14 protein-coding genes are annotated in these 12,368 nt (G+C 70.5%); 5 read left to right on the top strand and 9 right to left on the bottom strand.

Annotation, left to right across the window (positions count from 1 at the left end; genetic code table 11):
* Window positions 1–12 precede the first annotated feature (12 nt).
* A complete protein-coding gene (locus UYS_RS0204470) occupies window positions 13–1,374 on the bottom strand; it encodes an AmpG family muropeptide MFS transporter (RefSeq protein WP_016854302.1) in 1,362 nt (453 codons plus the stop codon).
* A 148-nt stretch (window positions 1,375–1,522) separates the two neighbouring features.
* Here UYS_RS0204470 and rfaH point away from each other — a divergent pair, with 148 nt between their 5' ends.
* From rfaH to ccoM, 3 genes are all read left to right on the top strand, one after another.
* Window positions 1,523–2,065, top strand: a complete 543-nt coding sequence (rfaH, locus tag UYS_RS0204465) for a transcription/translation regulatory transformer protein RfaH (protein WP_016854301.1) — start codon at window positions 1,523–1,525, stop codon at window positions 2,063–2,065.
* A 43-nt stretch (window positions 2,066–2,108) separates the two neighbouring features.
* The gene (locus UYS_RS0204460) at window positions 2,109–2,615 is read left to right on the top strand and encodes an FKBP-type peptidyl-prolyl cis-trans isomerase (RefSeq protein ID WP_016854300.1); all 507 of its coding nucleotides are present in this window, start codon (window positions 2,109–2,111) and stop codon (window positions 2,613–2,615) included.
* 283 nt (window positions 2,616–2,898) lie between these two features.
* A complete protein-coding gene (ccoM, locus tag UYS_RS18965) occupies window positions 2,899–3,021 on the top strand; it encodes a cytochrome c oxidase subunit CcoM (protein ID WP_016854299.1) in 123 nt (40 codons plus the stop codon).
* A 101-nt stretch (window positions 3,022–3,122) separates the two neighbouring features.
* On the opposite strand, the gene UYS_RS16915 is transcribed toward ccoM, so the two are convergent.
* A complete protein-coding gene (locus UYS_RS16915; RefSeq protein WP_016854298.1) occupies window positions 3,123–3,674 on the bottom strand; it encodes a lytic transglycosylase domain-containing protein in 552 nt (183 codons plus the stop codon).
* A gap of 139 nt (window positions 3,675–3,813) precedes the next feature.
* On the bottom strand, window positions 3,814–5,526 hold the full coding sequence (locus tag UYS_RS0204445; RefSeq protein WP_016854297.1) for a proline--tRNA ligase: 1,713 nt from the start codon (window positions 5,524–5,526) through the stop codon (window positions 3,814–3,816).
* A gap of 94 nt (window positions 5,527–5,620) precedes the next feature.
* Between UYS_RS0204445 and UYS_RS17910 the strand changes: the two genes are divergently transcribed.
* Window positions 5,621–6,232, top strand: coding sequence for a substrate binding domain-containing protein (locus tag UYS_RS17910; RefSeq protein WP_237738426.1), 612 nt, complete (start codon window positions 5,621–5,623; stop codon window positions 6,230–6,232).
* On the opposite strand, the gene UYS_RS0204435 is transcribed toward UYS_RS17910, so the two are convergent.
* The 3 genes from UYS_RS0204435 to UYS_RS0204425 all read right to left on the bottom strand — a co-directional run bounded on the left by UYS_RS0204435 (window position 6,229) and on the right by UYS_RS0204425 (window position 9,064).
* Window positions 6,229–7,140 (bottom strand): carbon-nitrogen hydrolase family protein, encoded by a 912-nt coding sequence (locus tag UYS_RS0204435; RefSeq protein WP_016854295.1) that lies wholly within the window; start codon window positions 7,138–7,140, stop codon window positions 6,229–6,231. The genes UYS_RS17910 and UYS_RS0204435 overlap by 4 nt on opposite strands.
* Window positions 7,137–7,733: a GNAT family N-acetyltransferase gene (locus UYS_RS0204430; protein ID WP_016854294.1), complete on the bottom strand. Its 597-nt coding sequence runs from the start codon at window positions 7,731–7,733 to the stop codon at window positions 7,137–7,139. Before UYS_RS0204430 ends, UYS_RS0204435 begins: the two co-directional genes overlap by 4 nt.
* A gap of 104 nt (window positions 7,734–7,837) precedes the next feature.
* The gene (locus UYS_RS0204425) at window positions 7,838–9,064 is read right to left on the bottom strand and encodes a benzoate/H(+) symporter BenE family transporter (protein WP_016854293.1); all 1,227 of its coding nucleotides are present in this window, start codon (window positions 9,062–9,064) and stop codon (window positions 7,838–7,840) included.
* Between the two features lie 169 nt (window positions 9,065–9,233).
* Here UYS_RS0204425 and UYS_RS0204420 point away from each other — a divergent pair, with 169 nt between their 5' ends.
* Entirely contained in the window at window positions 9,234–9,881 is a 648-nt protein-coding gene (locus tag UYS_RS0204420) for a helix-turn-helix domain-containing protein (RefSeq protein WP_016854292.1), read from the top strand.
* On the opposite strand, the gene UYS_RS16910 is transcribed toward UYS_RS0204420, so the two are convergent.
* The 3 genes from UYS_RS16910 to UYS_RS0204405 are packed head-to-tail and all read right to left on the bottom strand — an operon-like array spanning window position 9,788 to window position 12,102.
* Complete coding sequence (locus UYS_RS16910) at window positions 9,788–10,684, bottom strand: N-acetylmuramoyl-L-alanine amidase (RefSeq protein WP_016854291.1); 897 nt, start codon at window positions 10,682–10,684, stop codon at window positions 9,788–9,790. The two genes, UYS_RS0204420 and UYS_RS16910, sit on opposite strands and share 94 nt — an antisense overlap.
* A 30-nt stretch (window positions 10,685–10,714) precedes the next feature.
* Complete coding sequence (locus UYS_RS0204410; RefSeq protein WP_016854290.1) at window positions 10,715–11,458, bottom strand: DUF3307 domain-containing protein; 744 nt, start codon at window positions 11,456–11,458, stop codon at window positions 10,715–10,717.
* Entirely contained in the window at window positions 11,455–12,102 is a 648-nt protein-coding gene (locus UYS_RS0204405; RefSeq protein ID WP_016854289.1) for an RNA polymerase sigma factor, read from the bottom strand. The genes UYS_RS0204410 and UYS_RS0204405 overlap by 4 nt, the downstream gene beginning before the upstream one ends.
* Window positions 12,103–12,368: the final 266 nt, after the last annotated feature.

The following is a 12,368-nucleotide window of genomic DNA, read 5'->3' as shown; positions in this document are numbered from 1 at the left end:
AGAGGGGCGGCCTCAGGCCGTGGTCGGCGCCGGTGCCAGATGGCGGTCGCGGCTGACCCAGATCGCCAGCGCGATGGCCGGCAGGCCCAGCACCGAGGCCGCCAGGAAGAAGTCTGCGTAGCCGTGCGAGGCCACGACCAGGCCGCCGAAGCCGCTCAGGAACTTGCCGGGCAGCGTCATAAGCGACGAGAACAGCGCGTACTGGGTGGCGGTGTAGGCCCGCGAGGTCAGCCCCGAGAGGAAGGCGATGAACACCGCGCTGGCGAGGCCGTTGGAGAGGTTGTCGCCGACGATGGTGACCACCAGCATCGGCAGGCTGTCGCCGGCAAGCGATAGGGCCACGAACAGCAGGTTGGTCAGGGCGGTGGCGCAGGCGCCGAGGATCAGGATCGGCCCCACTCCGTAGCGCGCCACCAGCAGGCCGCCCATCAGCCCGCCGCCGATGCTCATGGCGATGCCGAACACGTTGGTCACGTTGGCGATGGCCTCGAGGCTGAAGCCCAGATCGATGTAGAGCGGGTTGGCCATGGAGGCCATGGCCAGGTCGCTGATACGGAACACGGCCACGAAGGCCAGCAGCCACAGCGCCTTGAGCCCGTGCCGACCGAAGAAGTCGGTGAACGGGCAGACCACCGCGCCGATCACCCAGGCGCCCAGGCGGCGCAGCCAGGCCGGCCGGCCGCGGCTGGCGCGCAGGAAGGCCCGCACCCGCGGCTCGTGGATCAGCTGGACGCCCAGCGCCTGGCGTTCGGGTTCCGGGCGCACCAGCACCGTCACCATGCCCACCGCCATCAGCGCCGCCATCGCCAGGTAGGCGACGTGCCAGGACACCAGCGAGGCCAGGTAGAGCGCTCCCGCCCCGGCGGCGATCAGCCCGCCGCGATAGCCGATGATATAGGTCGAGGCCATGGCCGCCTGCAGGTCCTCCGGCGCCGACTCGATACGAAAGGCGTCGATGGAGATGTCCTGGGTCGCCGAGCCGAAGGCCACCAGCAGCGCGAACAACGCCACCAGCGGCAGCTGGTTCGGTGGATCGAGACTCGACAGCCCCGCCAGGCCGGCGGCGATCATCGCCTGCGCCAGCAGCATCCAGCCGCGGCGCTGGCCGAGCCGGCGGGTCAGGCCGGGGAGCGCCAGCCGGTCGACCACCGGGGCCCAGAAGAACTTGATCGAGTAGAGGATGCCGATCCAGGCGAAGAAGCCGATCGCGGCCACCTCGACGCCGTCGCTGCGCAGCCAGGCCGACAGTGTCGAGAACACCAGCAGGAAGGGCAGGCCCGCCGAGAAGCCCAGGAACAGCATGGTCAGCACCGGGGCACGCAGGTAGACCGACAGGGCGCTGCGCCAGCTGCGATGCGCGGTGGGGGTCGGCATGAGGGGCTCTCCTTGCGATGGGTCAGGGCACGTGCCGGGCCATCGATGTTAAAATCTCGGTCTCGACCGGGGCCGACGACACCGGCGGCACGCGCCGCCGATTGTTGCAGAGCCCCGGCGCCGACACCAGCCAGAGACGATCGACGACATGCGTGATGACGACCTTTCTCTCGAGGCCACCGAGGATGCGGTGCCCCGCTGGTATGCCATCCAGTGCAAGGGAGGCGAGTCCTTCCGTGCCGCCGAGCACCTGGGCAACCAGGGCTACGAGGTCTTCCACCCGGTGCTCGAGGTTCAGAAGAAGCGCCGCGGCAAGCTGGAGTGGGTGAGCGAGCCGCTGTTTCCCTACTATCTGTTCATCCGCCTCGACCGGCTGATCAGCAACTGGCGGCCGATCCGCTCGACGCGCGGCGTGCTCAAGCTCGTGACCTTCGGCGGCGACATGCCGGTGCCGGTCGGCGACGGGCTGATCGAGGCCCTGCGCCGTCAGGCCAGCCAGGATGATGACGACGTCGCCCACGTCTACTTCCGCGCCGGCGAGGCGGTGGAGATCACCGAGGGGCCGTTCAAGGACCTGCAGGCGGTCTTCGCCAGCCACAAGGGCGAGGAGCGCGCCATCGTGCTGCTCAACATGCTGCATCAGCAGCAGCGACTGGAGATGCCCGTCTCCCGACTGCGCCGTCGCGACTGATGCCCTTTAACCTTATCTTTCATTCCCCAGTACCGGAGGCCCCATGACCATCGCCCCCCAGCGGGTCGTGACCCTGCACTACGTGCTGAGCGACGAGGACGGCCAGGTCCTCGACGACTCCCGCGCGCGCCAGAAGCCACTCGAATACCTTCACGGCCACGGCAACCTGATGGCCGGGCTGGAGCAGGCCCTGGCCGGGAGCGAGGCCGGCGCCGAGCTCGAGGTGACCCTGGCCCCCGCCGAGGCCTATGGCCTGCGCGACGAGGCGCTGGTGCGCGAGGTCGGCCGCGAGGCCTTCCCGGTGCCCGATCTCGCGCCGGGCATGCGCTTCCAGACGCCGGGCGATGACGGCCCGGAGATCGTCACCGTGCTCGAGGTGCGCGACGACGGCGTGCGGATCGACACCAATCATCCGCTGGCCGGTCGCCACCTGCACTATCGTCTGGAGGTGCTGGAGGTGCGCGAGGCCACCCGCGCCGAGCTCGCCAAGGGCCACCCGCTGCCGCCGGGCACCACGCCGGATCAGGTCGAAGACAAGAAGATGGTCTGAGCCCTCGGCTCGGGAGCGCCGGCCGCGTCGCCCTTCGGCGCGGCCGCGTTTCCCGCGTTTCTCTCCCTCCTCCTTGCCCCCCCTCCTTCCCTGCGGCGCGATGCGGCATCGTTTCCGGGGCCGAGGAGCTCCCAGCGGCAGCGTCGCGAGCGTGAAACTGACCTGGATCAAGCCCGTACGGCCGGCCTGTTCACACCGGGTGGCGCACTTGACCCAGATCAGCGTATCGCCCGGGACGGGCCGCTAGAGTAGGGCCATCACATCGCGACGGGAGGCAAGCACCATGTACTGGGACGATGCCGTGATCTTCGGGCTTGCCACCGTCGGCATGATGATCGCCTTCATGGGCGGCTGGGTGGCCTTCGTCATCCGCGACCACCATCGTCGCGAAAACAAGAAGCGCTGATCTGCCGTTCCACAGTCGTCAGGGGAGGGGGGCTACCCCCCACTAGGCCGACCCTTCGGGGCCGGCCTTTTTTTGTGCCGTCGTTCGGCAGAGGGGGTCGCTCAGCGGTCGGCGGTCAGGCGCTCGGGCAGGCCGAGGGCCGCGGGCGTCCAGCGACGGGCCAGGGCGCGCATCACCCGCTCGGGGTACCAGGTCTTTCCCAGGCTGCCGTTGTAGCGGGCCAGGGCGCGGGTCAGGTCGCCGTCTTCCACCGCCAGGTAGTGGGCCAGTATCGTGCAGCCATAGCGCAGGTTGCGGATGGGATCCTTGAGGTCGTCGGCGGGCAGGCCGAGCTCGCGGATCCAGAACGGCATGATCTGCATCAGCCCCACGGCGCCGGCCGATGACACCGCCTCGGCGTGGAAGGCGCTCTCCACTTCAATGACGGACAGCACCAGCGCCGGCGGGAGGCCGGCCAGGCTCGCCTCCTGATGGATGCGGGTCAGCAGCGTCTGGCGACGATCGGCATCGGGCACGTAGCGCGCCAGGCGCGGTGCCATGTCGTTGATCCACTGACGGGCCGCCCACACCTCGGCGGGCGAGCGCGGCGTCCGCCGGGCGCCGTCCAGGGTCGGGCGCAGCGTGGCGGGGAGCGGCGGCAGGGCCCGAACCACCGGCGCCCGGTCCGGGACCGGGTGCGCGGAGAGGGCATCGAGGAAGTCGCTGCCCGCCTGGCCGTCGAGCGGTTGGGCGACGAGCGGCGTCGCCAGCAGCAGGGAGGCGGCCGCCGCCAGGGCGGCCGTCAGTCGCCGCTTAGCGGGCGTCGATCTTCTCGTGCAGGAAGGCGAGGATGTCCCCGGCGGGGACCATGGTGGCGTCGCTGTCACGGCGTCCCTTGTACTCCAGTTCTTCCTTGTCCAGCCCGCGGTCGCCGACCACCAGGCGATGGGGAATGCCCATCAGTTCCTGGTCGGCGAAACGCACGCCGGGGCGCAGGTCGCGATCGTCGAGCAGCACGTCGAAGCCGGCGGCGCTGAGCTCCTGATAGAGACGCTCGCTTTCCTCGCGCACGCGCTGCGACTTGTGGGCGTTCATCGGCACCACGGTGACGTGGAAGGGCGCGATGGCGTCCGGCCAGATGATGCCGCCGTCGTCATGGTTCTGTTCGATGGCGGCGGCCACGACCCGGGTCACCCCGATACCATAGCAGCCCATCCAGGGATGTGCGGCCTTGCCGTTGGCGTCCAGCACGGTGGCATTCATCGCTTCGCTGTACTTCTGGCCCAGCTGGAAGACGTGGCCGACCTCGATGCCGCGCTTGATCGACAGGGTGCCCCGGCCGTCCGGGGAGGGATCGCCCTCGACCACGTTGCGCAGGTCGGCGACCTTGGGCAGCGGCAGGTCGCGCTCCCAGTTGATGCCGAAGTAGTGCTTGCCGTCGACGTTGGCGCCGGCGCCGAAGTCGCTCATCATCGCCACGCTGCGGTCGATGACGATCGGCATGTCGAGGTTCACCGGACCCAGCGAACCGGGGCCGGCGCCGGCCGCCGCGCGGATCTCTTCCTCGGTGCCCATGGTCAGCGGGCTCGCCACCTCGGGCAGGTTCTCGGCCTTGACCTCGTTGAGCTCGTGATCGCCGCGCACCAGCAGCGCGATCAGGCCGCCCTCGGTGGCGTGCACCATCAGCGTCTTGATGGTCTTCTCGATCGGCAGGCCGTGCTGCTCGACCAGCGCGGCGATGGTCTTGGCATCCGGCGTGTCGACCAGGCGCAGCTCCTCGCGCGGGGCGTCGCGCTCGCCCTGGGGCGCCATCGCCTCGGCCTTCTCCATGTTGGCGGCGTAGTCGGACTCGGTGGAGAACACGATGTCGTCCTCGCCGGAGTCGGCCAGCACGTGGAACTCGTGGGAGCCGGTGCCGCCGATGGAGCCGTTGTCGGCGATCACCGGGCGGAAGTCGAGCCCCAGGCGGGTGAAGATGCGCACGTAGGTGTCGTACATCACCTGATAGGTGTCCATCAGCGAGGCTTCGTCGATGTGGAAGGAGTAGGCATCCTTCATCACGAACTCGCGGGAGCGCATCACGCCGAAGCGCGGGCGGATCTCGTCGCGGAACTTGGTCTGGATCTGATAGAAGTTCGACGGCAGCTGCTTGTAGCTGGAGATCTCGCGGCGCACCAGGTCGGTGATGACTTCCTCGTGGGTCGGCCCGACGCAGTAGTCACGCTCGTGGCGGTCCTTGAGGCGCAAAAGCTCGGGGCCGTACTGGTCCCAGCGGCCGGACTCCTGCCACAGTTCGGCGGGCTGCACGGCCGGCATCAGCACTTCCTGGCCGCCAGCGCGATCCATCTCCTCGCGGACGATGCGCTCGACCTTGCGCAGGGTGCGAAGGCCTAGCGGCAGCCAGGTATAGAGCCCCGAGGTCAGGCGGCGGATCATCCCCGCGCGCAGCATCAGCTGATGGCTGACCACTTCGGCGTCGGCGGGCGTTTCCTTGAGGGTGGAGATCAACAGTTGGCTGGCGCGCATGGGTCGCGGATATCCTCGAAAGCGTCGTAAAGAGGGGGTGGGCCGACCGGATATGAGCGGCCCGAATTGAACGGCATTGTACGACCAAGCGCGAGTGGCGGCAAAAGGGCACGCGGCGTCGGCGTGGCTATGCCTTCGGGCGAAGGCGGGCGGACGGTCCTCGTATCCGGGCGGCGTCAGCCCGACGCCGCCTCCTCGTTCAACGCCTGACGGCGCTCCCGGCGGGGGTTGCTCGGGTAGATCAGCCGCAGGGCGTCGGCACATCGCCCCCTGGCTGGAAAGCTTCCAGTCCCGCTATCCCGAGCTCGAGGTGGCGCAGACGTTGACCGATGCCCTGGTCGATCCGGTGGGCGCCGATCTGGTGGTGCGGATCGGCGCGCTGGAGGACTCCAGCCTGGTGGCCCGGGAGCTGGCCCCGCAGCATTTCACCATCGCCGCCTCGCCGGGCTATCTGGCGCGCCACGGGCGGCCCGAGCATCCGGACGATCTGCTCCACCACAACTGTCTGATCTTCAAGGGAACCCGCGGTCGGGAGGCGTGGGACGCGCGACTGGCAGGTCGCCAATCGGCCGCGGCTCGATGCCATCCACCTGATCTTTCCGGAGCACCGGCTGCGCTCCTCCAAGGTCGCCGCCTTCGTCGACGACCTGATGGCGCGGCGCGAGCGGCTGTCGCCGCGCCTGGAGGCGGGCGGGTGAGACGCTAGGTGCAAGACACCCGGGCGACGCCCACGGCCAGGCAGGCGTTTTGGTGGGACCAGTCGGCGTGGTTGTTGACCTGGCCGTGGTCGCGCAGGGCGCGGATCGCGGCCAGATCGAGGCGGGCCAGCTGCCAGCCCGGCGTGGCGTCCCGGGCCTGGGTCAGCACGCCGTCGGGCGGGAAGCCGTGGTCGCAGGGCGTGTAGACGCCGGCCCGGCCGATGTTGATGTCCACCGCCGGCGACCACAGCGCCTCGCCCACTGTGGGCGAGTGCACGATCGCCACCTGCTGCTCGATGGCGCGGGCCTGGGCGCTGAGCCGCACGCGCTGGAAGCCGGCCTCGGTGTCGGTGCAGCTCGGTACCAGCAGCAGCTCGGCGCCGGCATCCACCAGCGCCCGGGCCAGCAGCGGGAACTCGCTGTCGTAGCAGATCAGCACGCCCAGCCGCCCGGCCGGGGTGTCGAAGACCCTGAGGCCGTGGCCGGCCTCGACGCCCCATTCGTCGTTCTCGAAGCGCGTCATCACCTGTTTGTCCTGATGGCCCGGATCACCGTCCGGGCCGCACAGCCAGGCGCGATTGACGAAGCGTCCGTCGTCGAGCCGCCAGGGCAGGGAGGGAGCGAGCAGGGTCACGCCATGCTCGCGGGCAAGCCCGCGCCAGGTCTCGACGAAGGCATCGCGCCAGGGCTGCAGGCCGTGCAGCTGGGCCGCCAGGTCGCCCTGCTCGGCCTCGGGCAGCAGCGAGGCCAGCTCCATGGCGCCGTACTCGGGAAACACCAGCAGCTCGGCGCCGCAGCGGGCGGCGTCATGCACCCAGCGCGCCGCCTTGGCCTGGAAGTCGGCGAAGTCGGCGAACGCCTCGATGGGGTACTGGGCGGTCGCCACGGTCACCGTCGGCGGGTGTTTCTCGCTCATGAGTCCAGGGCCTTGAGCCAGAAGATCATCGGCTTGGCGGTCTCCTCGTCGGCATCGATGTCCTTCCAGGCGAAGGTGGTCGAGAGCGACGGCGTGCGGCGATAGCCCCAGGCGTTCCAGAAGTCGTGCAGTGGCCGGTAGTCGTCGGGCTTGAGCGGATGGTCGACCGGGCGTTCTACGGCGCAGAAGGCCGCATGGCCGAAGCCCTCGCTTTCGGCGTGGCTCTCGCGGGCCTCCATGAAGGCCTTGCCGATGCCGCGGCCGCGGTATTCGGGCAGCAGCACCGATTCTCCATAGTAGAAGACGCCTTCGGGGCGGTAGCCGGCGGCCTCGAAGGGGGCACGGAAGTCGTCGACCTCGTCGTCCAGCGGCTGGCCGGTGGCCGCGCCGACCAGGGTGTCGCCGTCGAAGGCCAGCACGAAGAAGCTTTCCGGATTGGCGGCGTAGCGCTCGAGGTAGCTGGCCTCGTAGGCCTCGTTGCCGTCGTAGAGATAGGGGTAGTCACGGAAGACCCGGATGCGCAGCTGGGCCAGGGCCGGCAGGTGCGGGGTGATGTCGCGCCCCCGGCAGATGGAGAGAGTCGGGATCGCCATGGGCATGCTCCAGGGAAGTTGTTATTGGATCGCGGCAGCCTAGCAGCCCCCATCGCCATGGTGCGGCACCGAGGCGACGCCAGCAGTGCCCAGGGCGACATGGCTCAGTCGTCTTTTCCGGTGGCGCGCCAGCGGCCGATGGCCAGTGCCACCAGCCCGGCCACGAGCCCCCAGAAGGCCGCCCCGATGCCGCCCGGCGCGATGCCCGAGGCGGTGACCAGGAAGGTGAGCAGGGCGGCGTCGCGCTGGCGGGCATCGCCCAGGGCGTCGGCCAGCGAGGCACCGAGGGTCGGCAGCAGTGCCAGACCGGCGATGGCGACCACCAGTTCGCCGGGCAGGGCGGCGAACAGCGAGCTCACGGTAGCGCCGAACAGCCCCAGCAGCAGGTAGAAACCGCCCGCCGCGACCCCGGCGGCGTAGCGTCTCTGTGGGTCGTGATGGGCCTCCGGGCCCTGGCAGACCGCGGCGCTGATCGCCGCCAGATTGAGGGCGAAGCCGCCGAAGGGCGCGAGCACGAGGCCAGTCAGCCCGGTGCCGCCGACCAGCGGCGAGATCGGCGGCCGGTAGCCGGCGGCGCGCAGGGCGGCCACGCCGGGCAGGTTCTGGGAGGCCATGGTGACCACGAACAGCGGGATGCCGACGCCGATCAGCGTGCCGAGCTCGAAGCTCGGTGCCGTATAGGCCGGCACCGCCAGCGCCGGGGTAATGGCGCCGAGATCCAGCAGGCCCTGGGCCTGGGCCACCAGGCCCCCCACGGCCAGCACCAGCGGGATGGCATAGCGCGGCCACAGCCGCTTGGCCACCAGATAGGTCAGCCCCATCGCCAGCGGCAGCACCAGTCGGTGTTCCACGGTCATCACCAGGTCGAGTCCGAAGCGCAGCAGCACGCCGGCCAGCATGGCCGAGGCCAGCGCCCGCGGCAGGCGGTGCATCAGGCGCTCGAACACCCCGGTCACGCCGCACAGGGTGATCAGCAGCGACGAGAACAGGAAGGCGCCGATCGCCTCGCTCATGGGCAGCCCCGGCAGGCTGGTGGCGAGCAGCGCCGCGCCCGGGGTCGACCAGGCGGTGAGCAGCGGCATGCGGTAGCGCAGCGAGAAGATCAGCGTGGTGACGCCGGAGCCGATGCCCAGCGCCCACAGCCAGGAGCCGATCTCGGCCTGGCTGGCGCCGGCCGTCTCGGCGGCCCGAACGATGATCGCCGCCGAGCTGGAATAGCCGATCAGCACGGCGATGAAGCCGGCGGTGAGGGTCGACAGGCTGCCGTCGTGCCACAGCGAGGGACGCTCGGCGCTGGCGGGGCTCGGCGTTGGCCGGCTGGGCGTGGGCATGGGAGGTCTCCGGGTGGCTGTGCGTTATAGCGCACGATGGCGCCACCCTAGCACCGTGCGCTATAACGCACAAATGGACAGGCAGGCCTCGGCGGCCGCGCTACAATGGCGCCTTTCCATCTATCCGAACGATCTATCGGAACTGTCTGAACGCGACCGGGAGAGGCCGATGCAGGAGATCTCGCAGCATATTGCCGAACGGCTCAGGGCGCTGCGCCGCGTCGAGGCCTGGAGCCTCGATCGCACCGCCCGGGAGACCGGGGTCAGCAAGGCCATGCTGGGCCAGATCGAGCGCGGCGAATCGAGCCCCACGGTGGCGACGCTGTGGAAGATCGCCAGCGGCTTTCGCGTGCCGTTCTCGAGCCTGTTCGAACCCGAGGCCGTTGTTCCGGATGCGGGACTGGCCGGTGCCGCGCCTCAGGCTGCGCCGGCCTCCGAGGGCGATGCCGCCGGGATGGCGGCCGTGCCGCTGTTTCCCTTCGACCCCGTGCTCGGCTTCGAGCTCTTGGTGGGCACCCTGGCCGCGGGCGCGGTCAGCGAGTCGGCGCCCCATGCACCGGGCGTGGTCGAACATCTTGTGGTGGTCGAGGGCGAGCTGGAGGTGCGGGTGGACGGCGTCTGGCGGCGTCTGGCGGCGGGCGAGGGACTGCGCTTCGCCGCCGACCGGCCCCATGCCTATCGCAACCCGGGCGAGGGGCCGGCGCGCTTCCACGACGTCATCCACTATCCCTGCGGCGCGGGTGGTTTCCCGGGCGTCGCCGCGGACGGCGAGAGCGGCGAGGCGAGCGCCGGATCGACCAGCGCCTCGGGCCGGTAGCGGGCGAGCAGCGCCCACAGCCGAGCGGCGGTGTCGGCGTCCGGCCGGCCGCGATGGTCGGCGGGCCGATAGCGCATCTGGAAGGCGCGCAGCGCGCCTCGGGTCGCACTATCGAGTTCGCCGCTCGGCGTGACCGCGTAGCCCCAGGCCGCCAGCGCCCGCTGCAGTACGGCGAGCGGCGGTGGGCCCGCGGCAAACAGGCGACGGTAGCGGGCCAGGTCGGCTTCGAGCGGCCAGGTGCCGATGCCGGCCGCATACAGGTGCCGCCAGGGGAAGGCCGGTCCCGGGTCGATCTTGCGCGTGGGCGCGATCTCGGCGTGGCCGAGCAGATCGGTGGGGGCGATGTCGTGGCGCGCGATCAGGTCCCTGAGCAGGGCGATCAGCGCCGTGATCTGCTCGTCGGGGAAGGGCGCCCAGGCCACCGTGGGGGCGGCCTCGATGGACGGGCGATCCGGCCCGGCGTTGACCAGCTCGATGCCCAGCGAGCTGTCGTTGAGATGGGTGCGGCCCGCCCAGGCGCTGGCGCCGGCGTGCCAGGCGCGACGCGACTCGTCGACCAGGCGATAGACCCGCGGCGCGCCGCGCTCCCGGCCGGGCCGGCGCGGCACCAGGTAGTGGGCGCTGACGCGGGGCCCGCTGAGAATCTCCAGCGAGGTCGCCTCGTCCTCGTCGGTGTAGTGCAGCACCAGAAAGCGCACCCGGCTGGAGTGGGCGCTGGACGAATGGCTGTCGTCGATCACCACGCCGCCGGGCCCGACGGGGCGTTCGCCGCCGGCGCAGCCGCCCAGCATCAGGACGAGCATTAGGCAGGGCAGTGTCCGGAATCGCATGGCTCAGGCCGTCCAGGACAGTTGGCGCACCGCCAGCCCCAGCGCCAGGGTGGCGGTGACGCTGAGCAGGGTGCCCAGCAGCACGTACTCGGTGAGCTTGCGGTCGCGGCGGGCACGCAGATCGCCGAAGCGCAGCACCGACTTGGCGGTGAGCAGAAAGCCCACCGCGGTCAACTCGTCGAGCACCACCAGGGTCAGCACCAGCAGCCGTTCGAGCATGCCGATGCGAGCCCCGGCGGCGACCAGGGTGCCGGGGTCGGTGACCTCCTCGCTCCAGGGGCGCATGGCCAGCGCGATGGCGATGGCCATGGGGCGGGTGACCAGCAGATAGGCGATAGCGTGAGCCATCACCTCGGGACGGCTCAGCCAGTCGAGCGCCGCGCTCAGAGGCGCCAGGCTGCCCAGCGAGGCCAGCCAGACGCCCAGCAGCACGATCAGGTGCAGGGCCTGATCGAGCACGAACCAGCACAGCCGCCGCGGGTCCAGATGCGCCTTGCCCAGGTCGATCAGCGCGTGGCTGGCGGCGATGGTCACCGACCAGGCCACGGCGGCGAGCGAATCGATGCCGGCGACCACCAGCACCGCCAGGGCCAGCAGCCCATGGATCCCGGCATGCAGGTAGAGCACGCCGGCGCGGGCCTTGTCGCGCTGGCGTGCCTCGACCCAGCGCCGCGGCTGGAGCAGGAAGTCGCCCACCAGGTGGACGAGGATCAGGGCGAACAGCGTCGTCAGGGCCGTGGCGGTCATGGCGTCGCCTCCTTGTCGGCGAGCGATGTGCGGAAATGCGTCAGGGTGTCGGCCAGCAGGGGCCAGCGGGCGGCGCGCAGGCGCTTGTGGACGCTGGGCTGACGAATGCCCAGCCGCTCGGCCAGCGCCTGTTGGGTGAGATCGTCGGCCAGACGCAGGCCGACCGCCTCGGCGGCGCGGGGCGACCAGTCGGCCAGCAGGGCGTCGAGGTGGCGGATCAGCAAGGCTTCGCAGGGGGCCTCATCGACGTCGGTGTGCCGCAGGGCGAGGTGCGCGTCCGATGCGTCCAGCGCATCCAGGGTGCGGCCGGAGGCGACGAAGACCGGGCCGTCGGCGGAGGCCAGCGCCTCGCCGGGCCGCCAGTCGTCACGCCCCACCGCGATGGCGAGCCGGGCGTCCCAGCGGTGTCCGGCCTCGGAGTGCGCGATCAGGGCGGCGCGCAGCGCCACGGCCGCCTCCAGTGCCGCCTCGACCCGGGCGATGGCGAGCTGGAAACCGTCGCCGCGATAGCGCTGATAGTCTCCCTCGTGGCGCTCGGCGAGGCCCTCCAGGGTCGTCTCGAGCACCCGGTGGAGGCGCTGGCCCTCCTCGAGGCGGCGCGAATCGATGATGTCGCCGGTGATGACGGCGAGACGTGTGGCCATGGAGACTCCCGAGGGCGACGGTCATGCCTCAGGATAGATTCTCAGGGCTATTTTTCAATGTAATAGCCTTATTTGGCTATATCGGGCCGCGCCTCGTTGGAGCCCGCGTCGCGGAGCTTCTCGCCCTGCCCGCGGGCGGCGACGTCGACGCCCGGCGCGAGCGTCTCGGCGATCGACGATCCGCCATGCGACTTCGGCTGGCTGGCGTGATGACACTATTGCCGAATCGGCAATAGCCAATTGCATCTTGTCGCCTTTTTCCCGCC

The sequence above is a fragment of the Halomonas smyrnensis AAD6 genome, from assembly GCF_000265245.1.
In the GTDB taxonomy this organism is placed as follows: Bacteria; Pseudomonadota; Gammaproteobacteria; order Pseudomonadales; family Halomonadaceae; genus Halomonas; species Halomonas smyrnensis.
The sequence above is the reverse complement of the archived record's forward strand: the minus strand, read 5'-3'. Positions and strand labels throughout refer to the sequence as shown.

Bases quoted from the DNA above. Each gene is read 5' to 3' on its own strand.
- UYS_RS0204470 (WP_016854302.1), bottom strand. From the start codon at position 1,374: ATGCCGACCCCCACCGCGCATCGCAGCTGGCGCAGCGCCCTGTCGGTC.
- rfaH (WP_016854301.1), top strand. From the start codon at position 1,523: ATGCGTGATGACGACCTTTCTCTCGAGGCCACCGAGGATGCGGTGCCC.
- UYS_RS0204460 (WP_016854300.1), top strand. From the start codon at position 2,109: ATGACCATCGCCCCCCAGCGGGTCGTGACCCTGCACTACGTGCTGAGC.
- ccoM (WP_016854299.1), top strand. From the start codon at position 2,899: ATGTACTGGGACGATGCCGTGATCTTCGGGCTTGCCACCGTCGGCATG.
- UYS_RS0204445 (WP_016854297.1), bottom strand. From the start codon at position 5,526: ATGCGCGCCAGCCAACTGTTGATCTCCACCCTCAAGGAAACGCCCGCC.
- UYS_RS0204435 (WP_016854295.1), bottom strand. From the start codon at position 7,140: ATGAGCGAGAAACACCCGCCGACGGTGACCGTGGCGACCGCCCAGTAC.
- UYS_RS0204430 (WP_016854294.1), bottom strand. From the start codon at position 7,733: ATGGCGATCCCGACTCTCTCCATCTGCCGGGGGCGCGACATCACCCCG.
- UYS_RS0204425 (WP_016854293.1), bottom strand. From the start codon at position 9,064: ATGCCCACGCCCAGCCGGCCAACGCCGAGCCCCGCCAGCGCCGAGCGT.
- UYS_RS0204420 (WP_016854292.1), top strand. From the start codon at position 9,234: ATGCAGGAGATCTCGCAGCATATTGCCGAACGGCTCAGGGCGCTGCGC.
- UYS_RS16910 (WP_016854291.1), bottom strand. From the start codon at position 10,684: ATGCTCGTCCTGATGCTGGGCGGCTGCGCCGGCGGCGAACGCCCCGTC.
- UYS_RS0204410 (WP_016854290.1), bottom strand. From the start codon at position 11,458: ATGACCGCCACGGCCCTGACGACGCTGTTCGCCCTGATCCTCGTCCAC.
- UYS_RS0204405 (WP_016854289.1), bottom strand. From the start codon at position 12,102: ATGGCCACACGTCTCGCCGTCATCACCGGCGACATCATCGATTCGCGC.